This is a genomic window from Nonomuraea angiospora, from assembly GCF_014873145.1.
Lineage (GTDB): Bacteria > Actinomycetota > Actinomycetes > Streptosporangiales > Streptosporangiaceae > Nonomuraea > Nonomuraea angiospora.
The window spans coordinates 4,598,937-4,613,677 of record NZ_JADBEK010000001.1 but is presented as its reverse complement, the minus strand read 5'-3'; the positions used below and the strand labels follow the sequence as shown (position 1 = coordinate 4,613,677).

At 70.4% G+C, this 14,741-nt stretch carries 12 protein-coding genes; 6 read left to right on the top strand and 6 right to left on the bottom strand.

Going from position 1 to position 14,741, the window contains the following annotated elements; translation table 11 throughout:
* Positions 1-213: 213 nt before the first annotated feature.
* Positions 214-1,134, top strand: a complete 921-nt coding sequence (locus H4W80_RS20830) for a terpene synthase family protein (protein ID WP_192786618.1) — start codon at positions 214-216, stop codon at positions 1,132-1,134.
* Between the two features lie 8 nt (positions 1,135-1,142).
* Here H4W80_RS20830 and H4W80_RS20825 read toward each other — a convergent pair whose 3' ends face one another.
* The 3 genes from H4W80_RS20825 to H4W80_RS20815 all read right to left on the bottom strand — a co-directional run bounded on the left by H4W80_RS20825 (position 1,143) and on the right by H4W80_RS20815 (position 5,605).
* A complete protein-coding gene (locus H4W80_RS20825; RefSeq protein WP_192786617.1) occupies positions 1,143-3,248 on the bottom strand; it encodes an ATP-binding protein in 2,106 nt (701 codons plus the stop codon).
* Positions 3,249-3,825: 577 nt separating this feature from the next.
* Positions 3,826-4,272, bottom strand: coding sequence for a hypothetical protein (locus H4W80_RS20820; RefSeq protein WP_192786616.1), 447 nt, complete (start codon positions 4,270-4,272; stop codon positions 3,826-3,828).
* A 358-nt stretch (positions 4,273-4,630) separates the two neighbouring features.
* Positions 4,631-5,605 carry an alpha/beta hydrolase gene (locus H4W80_RS20815; protein ID WP_192786615.1) on the bottom strand — a complete coding sequence of 325 codons (975 nt, stop codon included), beginning with the start codon at positions 5,603-5,605 and terminating at the stop codon, positions 4,631-4,633.
* A gap of 181 nt (positions 5,606-5,786) precedes the next feature.
* On the opposite strand from H4W80_RS20815, the gene H4W80_RS20810 reads away from it, so the two are divergent.
* From H4W80_RS20810 to glpK, 5 genes are all read left to right on the top strand, one after another.
* Positions 5,787-6,908: a helix-turn-helix domain-containing protein gene (locus H4W80_RS20810; protein WP_264085995.1), complete on the top strand. Its 1,122-nt coding sequence runs from the start codon at positions 5,787-5,789 to the stop codon at positions 6,906-6,908.
* Positions 6,905-7,438 (top strand): chloramphenicol phosphotransferase CPT, encoded by a 534-nt coding sequence (gene cpt / locus H4W80_RS20805; RefSeq protein ID WP_192786614.1) that lies wholly within the window; start codon positions 6,905-6,907, stop codon positions 7,436-7,438. The genes H4W80_RS20810 and cpt overlap by 4 nt, the downstream gene beginning before the upstream one ends.
* Positions 7,439-7,475: 37 nt before the next feature.
* On the top strand, positions 7,476-7,940 hold the full coding sequence (locus H4W80_RS20800; protein ID WP_192786613.1) for a GNAT family N-acetyltransferase: 465 nt from the start codon (positions 7,476-7,478) through the stop codon (positions 7,938-7,940).
* Positions 7,941-8,376: 436 nt separating this feature from the next.
* Positions 8,377-9,186: an MIP/aquaporin family protein gene (locus H4W80_RS20795; protein WP_318786972.1), complete on the top strand. Its 810-nt coding sequence runs from the start codon at positions 8,377-8,379 to the stop codon at positions 9,184-9,186.
* Positions 9,187-9,211: 25 nt separating this feature from the next.
* The gene (gene glpK, locus H4W80_RS20790) at positions 9,212-10,720 is read left to right on the top strand and encodes a glycerol kinase GlpK (protein WP_192786612.1); all 1,509 of its coding nucleotides are present in this window, start codon (positions 9,212-9,214) and stop codon (positions 10,718-10,720) included.
* 20 nt (positions 10,721-10,740) lie between these two features.
* Here glpK and H4W80_RS20785 read toward each other — a convergent pair whose 3' ends face one another.
* Genes H4W80_RS20785 through H4W80_RS63690 form a run of 3 tightly spaced genes read right to left on the bottom strand, consistent with a single transcriptional unit; the run spans position 10,741 to position 14,630 of the window.
* The gene (locus tag H4W80_RS20785; RefSeq protein WP_192786611.1) at positions 10,741-11,592 is read right to left on the bottom strand and encodes an ABC transporter permease; all 852 of its coding nucleotides are present in this window, start codon (positions 11,590-11,592) and stop codon (positions 10,741-10,743) included.
* Positions 11,589-14,162 carry a CocE/NonD family hydrolase gene (locus H4W80_RS20780; protein ID WP_192786610.1) on the bottom strand — a complete coding sequence of 858 codons (2,574 nt, stop codon included), beginning with the start codon at positions 14,160-14,162 and terminating at the stop codon, positions 11,589-11,591. Before H4W80_RS20780 ends, H4W80_RS20785 begins: the two co-directional genes overlap by 4 nt.
* 60 nt (positions 14,163-14,222) lie before the next feature.
* Positions 14,223-14,630 carry a PaaI family thioesterase gene (locus H4W80_RS63690; protein ID WP_192786609.1) on the bottom strand — a complete coding sequence of 136 codons (408 nt, stop codon included), beginning with the start codon at positions 14,628-14,630 and terminating at the stop codon, positions 14,223-14,225.
* Between the last annotated feature and the right edge of the window lie 111 nt (positions 14,631-14,741).

Here is a 14,741-nt window from a genome sequence, read left to right as displayed (position 1 = left end):
CGGCGCGAATGTGGTAAATGGCCAGTTTATCCAATGGTTCACGCAAAGCGATTCATAGTATGAAATAAGCACTAAAAGCCTCGAAGTTGCCGACTGTGGCCTTTCGTGCACTGCCTCGTCATGCTGGATGGCGTGGCTACTTCTGCGCAAACATTTGGTAGGCGACCACTCCACATCCCTCCGTTGCCATGTCCGTTCCCGAACGAGATCAACGTGCATGCCGCGGAGGTCGACGCGGAGAGTCATGCATGGCTGGCCGCCTCAAACATGCTCGCCGGCGCCGAGGCGATCGAGCACTTCCGGTGCTCCAAGATCGGGCTGCTCGCGGCCCGGACCAACCCGACCGTGCCGCGTGACAGCCTCCGGTTGATCAACGACTGGTACAACTGGCTCTTCGCGTTCGACGACGCGTTCTGCGAGGGCGAGCTGATGGGACACCGGGCCTCCGCGTTGGCCCGCGCCCTGCCGCCGCTCCTCGAGATCCTCGACGGGCGCAGGAAGCCGGACGCCGACGACCCGTTCGGCCTCGCGCTCAACGAGCTCCTGCACCGGATCTCCGAAGCCGCCACCCCCGCGCAAGTGGACCGGTGGCGGATCACGGTGAAGGAGTACCTGTTCGCCCAGATCTGGGAGGCGGCCAACCGCGAAGTCGACCTGATCCCCACCCCTGACGACTACGTGCTGATGCGCCGCATCACGGGGGCCACGTACACCTGCTTCGCTCTCATCGACGCCGGCGGCGGCTACCGGCTCGAGGCGGAGGAGTGGCATCATCCCGACGTGCGCGCGCTCTCCGACCTGGCGTGCGACCTCATCGGCTGGGACAACGACCTGCTCTCGTACGCCAAGGAACGGGGGAACGACAAGGCCCGGCACAACCTCGTCACCGTGCTGGCCACGCACAAGGCGCTCTCCCTCCAGAGCGCGTTGCGCGAGGTCGCGCAGATGCACAACGGCGCGATCGCCGCGTTCGTCGAGCGGCGCGCGGCGCTGGAGCACTGGGCGTCGCTGCCGGTCCGCAAGTATGTTCGGGGGCTCGAACACTGGGTGCGCGGGCACATCGAGTTCTCCCTCGGCAGCGCACGCTACGTGCACGCCTGGCCCGAGGACACCCGCTGGCCCCAGGCGGGCTGAGGCCGGCGTCAGTCAGAGGCGTCCGGCTCGCCCCCGAGCGCGAGTTCGGACGCCTCGTCCAGATCGAGCCTGGCGCCGTCCTCGAACGCGTTCTTGTAGGCCAGCTCGCCCATCCGCCGCACACAATCGCGCACGCACACGTTGTGGTCGTCGGTCAGGAACGGCGCGCCCATCTGCGGCAGGCCGGCCGACCTCCAGTTCTGGTGCAACGCGCCGAGCAGCTTGGCGGCCAGCGCCAGCTCGTCGCGCATGACGAAGATGCGCGCGCAGGTCTCCAGCGCCAGCAGGGTGTCGAGCGTGTCGTGGAAGTGCCGCTTGATCCGCAGCCCCTCCCTGGCGCTCTGCAGCGCCTCCTCCGCCCTGCCGGTCGCGAGCCTGGTGAAGGCCAGCGCCCACTGCGCGTACGAGCTGACCCAGAGCTCGCCGCGCTCCCGGCACACCTGAAGGCAGTCCAGCAGCAGCGACTCCGCCTCGTAGAACTCACCCTGCGACGACAGCACCAGCGACAGCTCGACGATGGCGGGCAGCAGGCCGGGGTTCAGCTCCTTGTTGTCGGTGTTGAACTCGATCGCCACGCCCAGCAGCGCGCTGGCCTTCTGCAGGTCGCCCTGGAGCAGCGCGGCCGTGCCCTGCATCTTGGAGGCCAGGATCACGGCCCTGGAGTCGCCGACCCTGACGGCCTCGGTGCTGCACTGCTCGGCCGCCTTCAACGCGCCCATGCTGTCGCCCTGGGCGCTGCGCACGTACGAGAGCACCCACAGCGCCTTGCAGCGCTCCTTGCTCGCGGTGGGGTTGGCCTGGAGCGCCTTCTCCAGGTAGAGCCGCCCCTCACGGACGAACCCGCAGCAGATCCACATGAACCACAACGACGACAGCAGAGTCAGCGCCAGCACCGACTTGCCCGGTGACTTGAGCGCATGGTCGAGCGCCACCCGGACGTTGTCGTGCTCCTGCCGCATGCGGACGAACCAGTAGATCTGCCGCGGCCCGGACCAGGCGTCCTCGCTGCGCTGGGCCAGACTCAGGTAGTACTCCAGGTGCCGCTGCTGCATCTGCTCCCGCTGGCCGAGCTTGTCGAGCCACTCCTCGCCGTACTCCGCGAGGGTGTCGATGAGCTTGTAGCGGACCCCGGCGTGGTTGCTCCTGATCAGCAGGATGGACTTCTCGACCAGCCCCGTGACCAGATCGGTGATGTCCTCGGACGGCAGCCGCCCGTCGGAGCAGACGAACCTGGCCGCGTCCAGCTCGAAGTCCTTGGCGAACACCGACAGCCGCGCCCACAGCAGCCGCTCCGCGGGCTCGCACAGCTCGTGACTCCACCCGATGGCCGCCCGCAGCGTCTGGTGCCGCGGCAGCGCCGTCCGGCTCGCGCCCGCCAGCAGGCTGAACCGGTCGGTCAGCAGCGCGAGGATCTGCTCCACCGACAGCGCCCGCAGTCGCACGGCCGCCAGCTCGATCGCGAGCGGGATCCCGTCGAGCCTGCGGCACAGCTCGGCCACGGCGCCGATGTTGTCCTCGTCGAGCACGAAGTCGGGCACGCTCGCCCCGGCGCGTTCGGCGAAGAGCTGCACGGACTCGTTCGTGAACAGGCTCTCGCCCGGATCCTCGAACGGCACCTGCAGCGGCGGCACGGGGACCACGTGCTCGTACGGCAGGTTGAGCGACTGGCGGCTGGTGGCCAGCACCTTCAGATTGGGCGCCGCCTCCAGCAACTCGTGCACCAGCTCGGCGCACCCGTGCACCAGGTGCTCGCAGGTGTCGATGATGAGCAGCATGTCGCGCTCGCCCACCCACTCCGACAGCGACTCCGACTCGGCCCGCGAGGACTGGTCGGCGATGCCCAGCGCGGAGGCGATGGTGTGCTTGACCATGCCCGCGTCCTGCAACCGCCCGAGATCGGCGAACCACACGCCGTCCGGATACTGCGACCGGACGAGATGCGCGAGCCTCAGCACCGTACGCGACTTGCCCACGCCCCCGATGCCCGTCACGGTCACCAGGCGGGACTCGCCGAGGTGCCGTTTGAGGTTGGCGAGGAGCCGCGTCCTGCCGACGAAGCTGGTGAGCTCCGCCGGTAGATTGCCGTCTCGCTGCCAGCCGGTCGGGGTTGCCATGAGCAGCCTCACGGGGGGATAGGCGACACCTGCTCTGGCATCGTACCGCCGCCGCCCCCGCCTGTCCCTGGACCTGCGGACACGCCGGGCGCTTTGTATGCCCGAGTAGCATGTCCGTCGTGAACGATTTTCTACCGGAGCAGACAGCGGACGACACGGACGAGGGCTGGGGCGACTGGCCCGAGACCGACCCGGACGCCTTCTACCTGGACAACAAGCCTCCACACTGGGCCTGAAAACCCGGCCTTCCACAATGGGAGCACCGGGTTGGCCCGCTGGAGCCCGCCCGTTGACCGGCGAAGCGGTGGGCCAGCTGATGCCCGCCCCGGACCGGGTGCCTTCCGGCCCGCGCTCGCAGATCGCGCATGGTGCGGTCGACGGCCGGCCACGTGTCGAGAGCCCGTCGTCCGATCGCCCAGCCACAGGAATCATGCTGGTGCCGGCACTGCAAGCAGGAGACGCGCGCCGGTCAAGATCGAAGCCGCCGCCGGGGGGCTTCGAAGATCATGAGGCTCCGCGTCAGGGTCCACCAGCACGCCGCCGCCACCGGTTGGGAAAGAGGCGACGCGCCCGGCGATCACACCTCGGCCGCTCCCGGGGCGGACTGGCCGGCAAGACTCACCTCGGCTGCGACGCCACGGCCCCGCAGCCGGGTTCGCAGAAACTCCATCTCCACCAGCGTCCCGACCAAGCCGGCGTCAATGAGTTCGTCGGCGAGTTCACGAGCCTGGGGGAGTGGCACCTCACAGACCTCCCGCAGAACCTTTAAGACCGAGACCAGGTTCGGCGCCGGACCGACCACACGCAGTCGGCTTGGGCCATTCGCCGCCAGCAGGGCACTGCGGACAACTTCCGGCGGCTTTCCTGACTCGAAGCTCTCGCACCAGCCAACACCGCAGGACGCGCAGGAGGCCTCGGCATCCCACCACAGCTGCCCGCGGTCGATGAACTGGTTCACCTGGCGGACCAGGATGCCCCCGCAACCATCACAACGCGACTCGATCTTTGCTGTCTGCTCCGTCATCCCGACACCAACGCTCCCCACGCCGCTGAGCCGATGGGCCCGGTAACCGGATACTCGTTCACGTCACACCGTACAGATCGCTAACTGACGCCAGAGATCTCATTCAGCTGGAGCCAAGACCGTTCGAGACAAGGGCTTCTTCGTTGATCTCCTCGAAGGAGGGCCGTTGGTGTCGCTACGCCGAGTCGAGTCCGAGCTGATCCCCAGTGCCACCGCAGAGGCCGCACGGGTCGCGTTCCCCCAGGGGAGCCTGGCGATCAGGATCCGTGACGAGCTGGGAGCGCTGTTCGAGGATGAGGACTTCGCCGAAGCGTCGGGGCTTGCGCGGCATCGCCGCCGGGCGATGACGAGACCGCCCTCACATGCGAAAGCAGCGGTCGTTCGGCCTCCGGGCTGACGACGAACCCTGGACCGCTTGGCCCAGGTGCTCGGTGAAGAAGCCGGCGAGCTTCTCGACAGCGGTGTCCACGTACTGCTTGTTGTCGTAGAGGTCGACATGGCTGGCGCCGTCGATCCAGTGGATCTCCTTGGGCCCGATGGTGCGCTGGAACGCTTCGACGCTCATCCACGAGGTGACGGCGCGGGTGCCGACGACCATGAGGAGCGGCCGTGACCCGATCAGCGGGATCGGGGCGAAGGCGTCGAAGGCGGCCATTTTGTCGATGCTGGTCCAGGTGAAGAAGCTCGCCGCGCGGGGATGGTGGGCGCGCGGGGTGCGGTAGTAGTCGAAGCCCTCGACGCCGTGCTCTCCGCCGAGCGCGCGGGCCTGCTCGGCGGTGTCGGGGAAGAGGGTGAGGACCGGCGGCTGCTCGCCGCGGGCCTCAGCGGTGCGTGCGCGGGCGGCAGTGTCCAGCATGGCCTGGAACACGGCGGGGTCCTGGGTCCCGTCGGAGCCCAGGCGGAACTGGCGGGCGATGTCGACGGCGCTGACCGTGCCGACGGCCTTGATGCGGTGATCGCTCGCGGTGGCGGGGAGTACGTAGCCGCCGGAGGCGCAGATGCCGAGGGCGCCGATGCGTTCTGCCGCGACCTCGCCGCGGGTGGCGAGGAAGGAGACGGCAGCCTTGAGGTCTTCGACGCGTTGGGCGGGATCCTCCAGACCGCGCGGCTCGCCGCCGCTCTCGCCCTGGTAGGCCGCGTCGTAGGCCAGCGTGACGAAGCCCCTTTCCGCCAGGCGCCGCGCGTACAGTCCGGCGGTCTGCTCCTTCACGCCGGCGCCGGGGTGACCGACGACGATCGCCGGATGCGGGCCCGCTGCCGGCGTGTCGGGGAGATAGAGGTGGCCGGCGAGGGGGATGCCGGCGCTGTCGAAGGTGATGTCGGTCTTGGTCACGGGGTTCTCCGCAGGTGTTGTCCTGGCAGGGCCACACCGATGTGGTGGGCTCCGGGCCCGGCACCGCGCCGGACCTGTCTCTACGGTCGGCCCAGTCCCGGGCGCGCAAAAGCGGCAGGTTCTTGCCTGGGAAAGAACCTGCCCCCTCACATGGGTGTGGCCGGTCGGGACAATGGGGAGCATGACTCCCGCACGCGATCCCAGCGAGCTGGGCGCGTTCCTCAAAGCTCGCCGGGCACAACTGGCCCCGGCGGACTTCGGCCTGCCCGAGACGGACACTCACCGCAAGGTCGCGGGCCTGCGTCGTGAGGAGGTCGCTCAGCTCGCGGCGATCAGCGTCGACTACTACACGCGGCTGGAGCAGGGCCGCGTCCGGGCGTCCGCGTCGGTGCTCGCCACCCTCGCCCGTGCGCTGCGTCTCGACGACGACCAGCAGCGGTATCTGTACGAACTCGCCGGCAAGGCCGACGCCCGGCCGCGTCGGCGGCGGTCCGCGCAGCGCGTACGGCCCGCCATGAGACGCCTCCTTGACCAGCTCACCCAGACCCCGGCCATCGTGCTGGGCAAACGCCTGGACATCCTGGAGTGGAACGCCGCCGCCGCGGCTTTGTACCTCGACTTCTCGCACGTTCCGTCACCTCGGCGCAACTATGTGAGCCTGCTGTTCACGGATCCGGTCATGCGAGGCATGCACCGGCAGTGGGAGCATGACGCCCGCGATGCCGTCGCCGCGCTGCGCATGGAGGCAGTCGCGGACCCTGACGACCTGAGCTTGCCCGCCTCGTCGGTGAACTGTCCCTCCATGACGCCGACTTCCGCACCTGGTGGGCCGAGCATCGGGTCAACACCGCCAGCTATGGCACCAAGCACTACCGGCATCGGCTGGTCGGTGATCTCACGCTCGACTGTGATACGTGGACCAGCCCCGACGGCTCGGGGCAGCGGCTCATGGTCCTCACCGCCGAGCCTGGCAGCCCGTCGCACGATGCCCTGCGCATCCTCACCTCCTGGACGGCCGAGCAGTCGAGCGGGGACCTGTCGGGCGACCTGGTCACCCGGACACCTCAGGATCCGGCTGGAACGAACCGGACTGTCACCCCATCGGCCGATCCCGACGAGCGCTGACCGCCGAACCTGCCGCGACCGCGACCGCGACCGCGACCGCGACCGCGACCGCGACCGCGACCTCGACCGCGACTGCACTGCGACGGTGGCGGGCTGGCTGCTCGCTGGCGCAGATTCCGAGCAGCCCCGAAAAATGCCTTTGGGGCTGCCGGGGAGCACCCCTATCGTGGGCCGGTGACTACTCAGGTGATCGTGTTGAACGGCGGTTCCAGCTCGGGCAAGTCCGGGATCGTCCGGTGTCTGCAGGCGGTCCTGCCGGATCCATGGCTCGCCTTCGGGGTCGACTCGCTGCTCGAGGCCATGCCGGCGTCCATGCAGGGATCGGAGGCGGGCATCGAGTTCGCTCCGGACGGCGGGGTCAGCGTCGGGCCGCAGTTCCGGCTGCTGGACGCGGCGTGGGCGGAAGGGGTCGCCGCGATGGTCCGTGCGGGTGCCCGGGTCATCATCGACGACGTCTTCCTCGGTGGAGCCGCGTCCCAGGAGCGCTGGCAGAAGGCTCTTGCCGGGCTGGACGTGCTGTGGGTCGGTGTCAGGTGTGAGAGCGCGGTCGCCGCGGGCAGGGAGATCGCCCGGGGAGACCGGGTCCGGGGGATGGCAGAGTTGCAGGCGGAGGTGGTCCACCAGGGCGTGACCTATGACCTGGAGGTGGACACCACGCGTACCGAGTCCCTGGAGTGCGCGCGGACCATCGCCGCGCGGGTCGGATGACGCCGGCCGGCCGACCCGATCAACGCAAGAGGAGCCCATGACGTCGCCCGCGTACGAGCTGCGCCCCGCCACCCCCGCCGACTACGACCCCATAGCCGCCGTCGTCGACGAGTGGTGGGGCCGGCCCATCCTGCCCTCCCTGCCCAGGCTCTTCCTCGACCACTTCCACGGGACGAGCCTGATCGCGGAAGGGCCGGCGGGCATGGCGGGGTTCCTGATCGGCTTCATCTCCCCGTCCGAGCCGGACGAGGCGTACATCCACTTCGTCGGCGTCTCACCGGAGGCCAGGACGGGCGGCGTGGCCCGTGCCATGTACGAACGCTTCTTCGACCTGGCGCGTCGCCACGATCGCCGCGTCGTGAAGGCGATCACTTCGCCCGTCAACCAGACGTCCATAGCGTTCCACCGGCGCATGGGATTCGAGGTCAGCGAGCCCGTCCCCGGCTACAACGGTCCGGGGACCGCCCTGGTGACCTTCAGCCGAAACGTCTCCGACCAGTAGGCGGTCCCGCGTCAGGCACCTCCCGGCGAACAGCCGGAACCGGCCGCCGTGGACGACTTCGCCGCTCCACGCGCCGACCGCGGCTCGGCCGCACTCAGCCACACTGAACGCGGCGCGGGGGTGCTCGGCCACACCAGGACGCGGCTCGGCCGCACTCAGCCACACCGACCGCAGCGCGGGGTGCTCGGCCACACCGGACGCGGCCCGGACGCGGCGCGGGTGTGCTCGTCCACACCGGAGGCGGCGCGACTGCCGCGCGAGCACGCTCGGCGACGCTCGCGCCACGCCGGACAGCCGCGTCCCGGGAGGGTGTCGAGCTCCACCGGCGAGCGCGAACGACCTCCGAAGTCACTTTGCGTGACGTATAGCGTGCGTACCGTATGCATGTCTCGAAATCGGGAATGGCACACGACGATCACACGCGCAAGGAGGACCGGTGACCGGACGTCGCGACCGGATAGGGCTGACCGGTGAGCTGATCGCCGAGTTCGCCGGCACGCTGGTGCTCATTCTGTTCGGAGTCGGCGTGGTCGCCCAGGTGGTCGCGGGCAAGCTCGGCGACCACGACAGCATCGCCTGGGCGTGGGGGATCGGCGTCACGCTGGGCGTCTACGTCGCGGGCCGGACCACGGGCGCGCACCTCAACCCGGCGGTCACGCTGGCGTTCGCGGTCTTCCGCGGCTTCGCCTGGGGCAAGGTCCTGCCGTACGCGCTGGCGCAGACGGCCGGGGCCTTCATCGCGGCGCTCATCGTGCGGTGGAACTACACCGAGGTGCTGACCATGGTGGACCCCAGCCACACGATCAAGACCCAGGGCGTCTTCTCGACCCTGCCCGGCAACGGGGTGCTGCCGGTGAACATGTGGGGCGGGTTCCGCGACCAGATCATCGGCACCGCCATCCTGCTCTTCGTCATCTTCGCCGTGTCCGACGTCGCCAACATGGCCCCCAGCGCCAACCTCGGCCCCGTCGTCGTCGGCCTGCTCATCGTGGGGATCGGCATGTCCTTCGGCACCGACGCCGGCTACGCGATCAACCCCGCCCGCGACTTCGGGCCGCGCCTGGCGAGCTACCTCACCGGCTACTCCACCGCCTGGCGAGATCAGTACGGCGATCTGTACTTCTGGGTGCCGATCGTCGGCCCGCTGATCGGCGGTCTCATCGGCGCCGGCCTCTACCAGGCGTGCATCGCCCGGTTCCTCCCGCCGAGCGAGGAGCGCGGGATCGTGCAGCCGGTGGAGATCTGACCGGAATCTTGCAGAGGAGAGAGACATGCCCGAGTTCGTGGGAGCCGTCGATCAGGGCACCACCAGCACCCGATTCATGATCTTCGATCATGACGGCGCCGAGGTCGCCAAATACCAGCTCGAACACGAGCAGATCCTGCCGAAGGCGGGCTGGGTCGAGCACAACCCGATAGAGATCTGGACCGTGACGGCGGCCGTGATCCAGACGACGATCCAGCGTGCCGGGCTGCACGCCAAGGACCTGGCGGCCCTGGGCGTCACGAACCAGCGCGAGACCACGGTCGTCTGGAACCGGCGGACCGGCCGCCCGTACTACAACGCGATCGTGTGGCAGGACACCCGTACCGACCGGATCGCCGCCGCGCTGGAGCAGGACGGGCGCGGGGAGGTCATCCGCGACAGGACGGGCCTGCGGCCGGAGGCGTACTTCTCCGGCGGCAAGATCCAGTGGATCCTGGAGAACGTGGAGGGCGTCCGCCAGGACGCGGAGCGGGGCGAGGCCGTCTTCGGCAACACCGACACCTGGACCCTGTGGAACCTCACCGGCGGCGTCAAGGGCGGCGTGCACATCACCGACGTGACCAACGCCAGCCGGACGATGCTGATGGACCTGGAGACGCTCGACTGGGACGACGAGCTGCTGTCGTTCTTCGGGATCCCGCGCCGGATGCTGCCCGAGATCCGGCCGTCGGCCGACCCCGCCATGTACGGGACCACGCTCCCATACGGGCCGGTCGGCGGGGAGGTGCCGATCAGCGCGATCCTGGGGGACCAGCAGGCGGCCACCGTCGGCCAGGTCTGCTTCGCGCCCGGCGAGGCCAAGAACACCTACGGCACCGGCAACTTCCTGCTGCTCAACACCGGCACCGACCGCGTGCGCTCGCGCAGCGGGCTGCTCACCACACCGGCCTACAAGTTCGGGGACCAGCCGGCCGTGTTCGCGCTGGAGGGGTCCATCGCGGTGACCGGCTCGGCGGTCCAGTGGCTGCGCGACCAGCTCCACGTCATCACCTCCGCGGAGCAGAGCGAGGCCCTGGCCCGGCAGGTGGAGGACTCCGGCGGGATGTACTTCGTGCCGGCGTTCTCCGGCCTGTTCGCCCCGTACTGGCGCGCCGACGCCCGCGGCGTGATCGTCGGCCTGTCGCGCTACAACACCGACGCCCACCTCGCCAGGGCGGCCCTGGAGGCGATCTGCTACCAGAGCCGCGACGTCGTCGAGGCGATGCAGCAGGACTCCGGGGTGGTCCTGGACGTGCTCAAGGTGGACGGCGGCGTCACCGTGAACGACCTGTGCATGCAGCTCCAGTCCGACATCCTGGGCGTCCCGGTCAGCCGCCCGGTCGTGTCGGAGACCACCGCGCTCGGCGCCGCGTACGCCGCCGGGCTCGCCTCCGGATACTGGAAGGACGTCTCGGAGCTGCGGGCGCACTGGGCCGAGGACCGCCGCTGGGAGCCCCGGTGGAGCGAGGAGCGGCGGGAGGAGGCGTACGCGGGCTGGAAGAAGGCCGTGGCCAGGTCGTTCGACTGGGCCTAGCTCACGGCCTAGCTCACGGCCTAGCTCACGACGTCCTTGCGCCGGAAGCGCCGGAACGCGAGCGCGATCAGCAGGGCCGCGTACGTGACCGACACCGACGCGCCCTTCGCCATGCCGCTCCAGTCCAGCTCCGGCATCAGCGCGTCGAGCCAGGCGTTGTTCCAGAACGTGGGCAGGAACTCGCGCAGCGAGCCCAGCGCCTCCACCGCCTGCAGGATGTTGCAGACGATCCAGAGCCCGACCGCGCCGCCGACGGCCCCGAGCGGGGAGTCGGTCATGGTGGAGACGAGGAACGCGAGCGCGGCCACCACCAGCTGGCTGACCAGCGCGTACCCGATCACGATGCCGAAGCGCGGCAGCACGTCCAGGGCCGGGATGGTCTCGCCCGTGCCGGGCACCTGGATGTCGTTCCAGCCGAACGCCAGCGTGCCCGCGAGCAGCGCCATCAGCGGCAGGCAGATCACCGCCGCCGCCGAGTAGCCCAGCGCCACGATCAGCTTCTGGCGCAGCAGCCGGTCGCGGGGGACCGGCGCGGCCAGCAGGTAGCGCAGTGACGACCAGTTGGCCTCGCTGGCCACGGTGTCGCCGCAGAACAGCGCGACCGCCACCACCAGCAGGAAGCTGGCCGACACCGACAGGGCGAAGGCGGCGAAGTTCAGGCCGCTGGCCGTCGCCAGGTCGGAGATGCGCAGCGACGACTGCCCCTGCCCGCTCGGCTGCGGCCCGAACTGGAACGCGATCACCAGGATCCACGGCAGCGCCAGCAGCAGCCCGAACATGACCAGCGTCCGCCGCCGCTTGAACTGCCTGACGATCTCCACGCGCAGCGGCAGCGTGCGACGGGGCGCGTAGCCCGGCGCGGCGACGGTCATGACTTGTCTCCGATGAGGTCGAGGAACACGTCTTCCAGGCGCGGCCCGTGCCCGTTGGAGGGGACGGTGGCCGACGTGAGCAGCAGCGACACCGGCCCGGTCGAGACCAGGCGGCCCCGGTGCATGACCACGACGTGGCTGCAGGTCTGCTCGACCTCGGCCAGCATGTGGCTGGAGACGATCACGGTACGGCCGTCCTGCGCGTAGCGCTTGAGCACCTCGCGCATCTCCCGGATCTGGGGCGGGTCGAGACCGTTCGTGGGCTCGTCGAGCACCAGCAGGTCCGGGAGCCCGAGCATGGCCTGGGCGATGGCGAGCCGCTGGCGCATGCCCTGCGAGTACGTGCGTACGGCCCGGTCCAGGGCCTTGCCCAGACCGGCGATCTCCAGCGCCTCGTCGAAGTGCGCGTCGGCGGCGGGCCGTCCGGTGGCGGCCCAGTAGAGCTCGATGTTGTCCCGCCCGGACAGGTGCGGCAGGAACCCCGGCCCCTCCACGAACGACCCGAGCCTGGACAGCACGGGCGCCCCCGGCGTGACGCGGTCGCCGAAGATCCGGATCTCGCCGCCGTCCGGCTGGATGAGGCCCATCATCATGCGCATCGTGGTCGTCTTGCCCGCGCCGTTCGGCCCGAGCAGGCCCAGGACCTGGCCCCGCTCGACGCGGAACGACAGCCCGTCCACGGCCAGCTCGCCGTTGCGGTACGCCTTGGTCAGGCCGCTGATCTCCAGCGGCACGTCCTTGTCGCCGGCCCCGTCGTCGGAAGCAGGACGGCGCAGGCGGGACGGGGTGCGCCCCGTCGCCAGCAGCACGGCGGCGACGACCACGGCGGCCAGCGGCATCGCCCACACCCACCACGCCACCCCGCTCGGCGGCGCGGCGAGCGTGCGCACCGTCGGCACGGTCAGCGCGGGGGAGGCCAGGGACACCTGGTACGAGGCGGGCTCGGCGGCGGTCGCGAAGCCCATGTCCGTCGTGGTCAGGACCAGCCGGAGCCGGTGGCCCGCGGCGAAGCGGTAGTCCACGGCGGGCAGGGTGACCGTGACCTCCGCGCTGCCCGCGCCCTCCGGGATCGTCACCCGGACCGGCGCCACCAGCCCGGCGGGCAGGGCGGGCGGCTGGGTGCCGTCGGCGACGTCGTACAGCTTGGCGAACAGCGTCGCCTCGCCCTTGCCCGACACCTTGACCCGGACTGTGGAGCTGCCGGTGAGCTGGAGCGGGGCGGTGAGCGGACGGGACTCGAACGCCGCGCTCTGGCCCGGCATGTCGATGGACACGCCGGCGCCGCCCTGGCCGCCGCCCAGCAGGCCGCCGACGCCGGGGACCGTCGAGATGGAGGCGGGCGCGCCGCCCGGCGGGTTGACGATGTTCTGGGCGGGGCCGTTCAGCTGGACCGTGGTGGTGCCGGTGCCGGCCAGGCCGGGGTAGGAGCCGGCCTCCGGGTGCAGGCGGATGCGCTGGCGGGTGCCGGGGTCGCGGCCGCCGTCGCGCGTCACCGTGAACGCGCTCACCGCCGGCGCCGACTTGTCACCCTTCAGGTAGCGGGCGAACCAGGCCGTGGACTGCTCGAACACCCAGTCCGCCTCGCCGTTGCCCCCGTCGTGCCCGCCGTCGAACCAGGCCAGGCTCACCGGGGTGCCGGCGGCGGCGATCGCCTTGGCGTTGGCGTCGGCGTGGCCGAGCGGGAAGAGCGAGTCGCGCTGGCCCTGGATGAGCAGGGTCGGCGCCTTGATCTGGCCGGCCACGGTGACCGGGCTCGACTTGCGCAGCAGGGCGACGGCCTCCGGCGTGGCCTTGCCGTCCTTGGCGACCTGCTGGTAGACGTCGCAGATCGCGGGCAGGAACCTGCCGCACCGCGCCTGCTCGGGCGTCAGCGGGCCGGCGGCGGCCTGCCGCTCGCCCCGCCCCGCGAAGCTGTCCAGCGAGACGCCCTGGCCGAAGAAGATGCCGGCCCACATGCGCTTGAAGACCCCGTGCTCGGCGTCCTGGCCGACGGCGGCGGGGCCGGCGCCCTGCGCGGCGGCGTTGGGGAAGAGCGCGTCGGCCAGGTCGGCCCAGGTGATCTGGGGCACGATGGCGTCGACCCGGTGGTCGTAGGCGGCCGTCATCAGGGCGATGGAGCCGCCGTACGAGCCGCCCGCGATGCCCACGCGCGGGTCGTTCGCCGCGTCGAGCTGCACCTCTGGGCGCTTGGCCAGCCAGTCGATCAGCTGCTTGACGTCCTTGACCTCGTAGTCGGGCGAGTTGAGCGCGATCTCGCCGGTCGAGCGCCCGAACCCGCGCGCCGACCAGGTCAGCACGGCGTAGCCCTGCTGGGCGATCCGGACCGCCTGGTCCCGCACGCTCTGCTTGCTGCCGCCGAAGCCGTGCCCGATCAGTATGGCCGGAGCCTTCCCGCCGCCGGGCGGCGGGAAGAAGGTCGTATCGAGCTCCACCCGCTGGTCGTCGCCGGGTCCGTCGACGACGGCGATCCTCTGGTCCTGGCCCCGCACCGCAGGAGCCGACGGCCACACGAGCCACGTCGTCACCCCGATGAGGGCGAGCGCCGCTACCAGCGCGGCCACACGCTTCATGACCGTGAGCCTACTTTCCGCACCTGAGAGATCCCTGAGATCAAGGGCTGAGCTGCGGGATCAGGCCAGGATGGCGTAGACGGTCGTCGCCTGGGCGGCGGTCTCGGCGCTGCCCGCGGCCGTGAGGGTGACGTCGGAGAAGGCCAGGGTGCGGCCCAGCTTCGTGATGCGGACGTCGATCAGGACGTCCTTGCCCAGCACCGGCCGCTGGAACGTCGTCGACTGCTGCACCGTGGTCATCGGGACGAACGAGCCGCGCGCCGAGGAGATGGCGATGACGGTGGCGGTGTCGGCGGCCGCCATCATCGCCTGGCCGCACAGCCCGCCGCCCTCCCGGGCCAGGTCGTCGGACCACGGGAGCCGTACGACGGCGTGGCGCTCGCCCACCTCCTCCACGCGCAACCCGAGCCGCTGGATCCAGGGGGCGAAGTATTCCTGGAGGATCGCCTCTGCGTCTGCTGGAGTCACGCGCTCATGATGCCCGCCGCGGCGCCCCGCCGCTCCTGGCTCGGCCGCTTGCGTCCTGTCAGGGTGCCGGTATAGGGCGGAGATACGACCGACGAACGAAGGGCGGGCGGC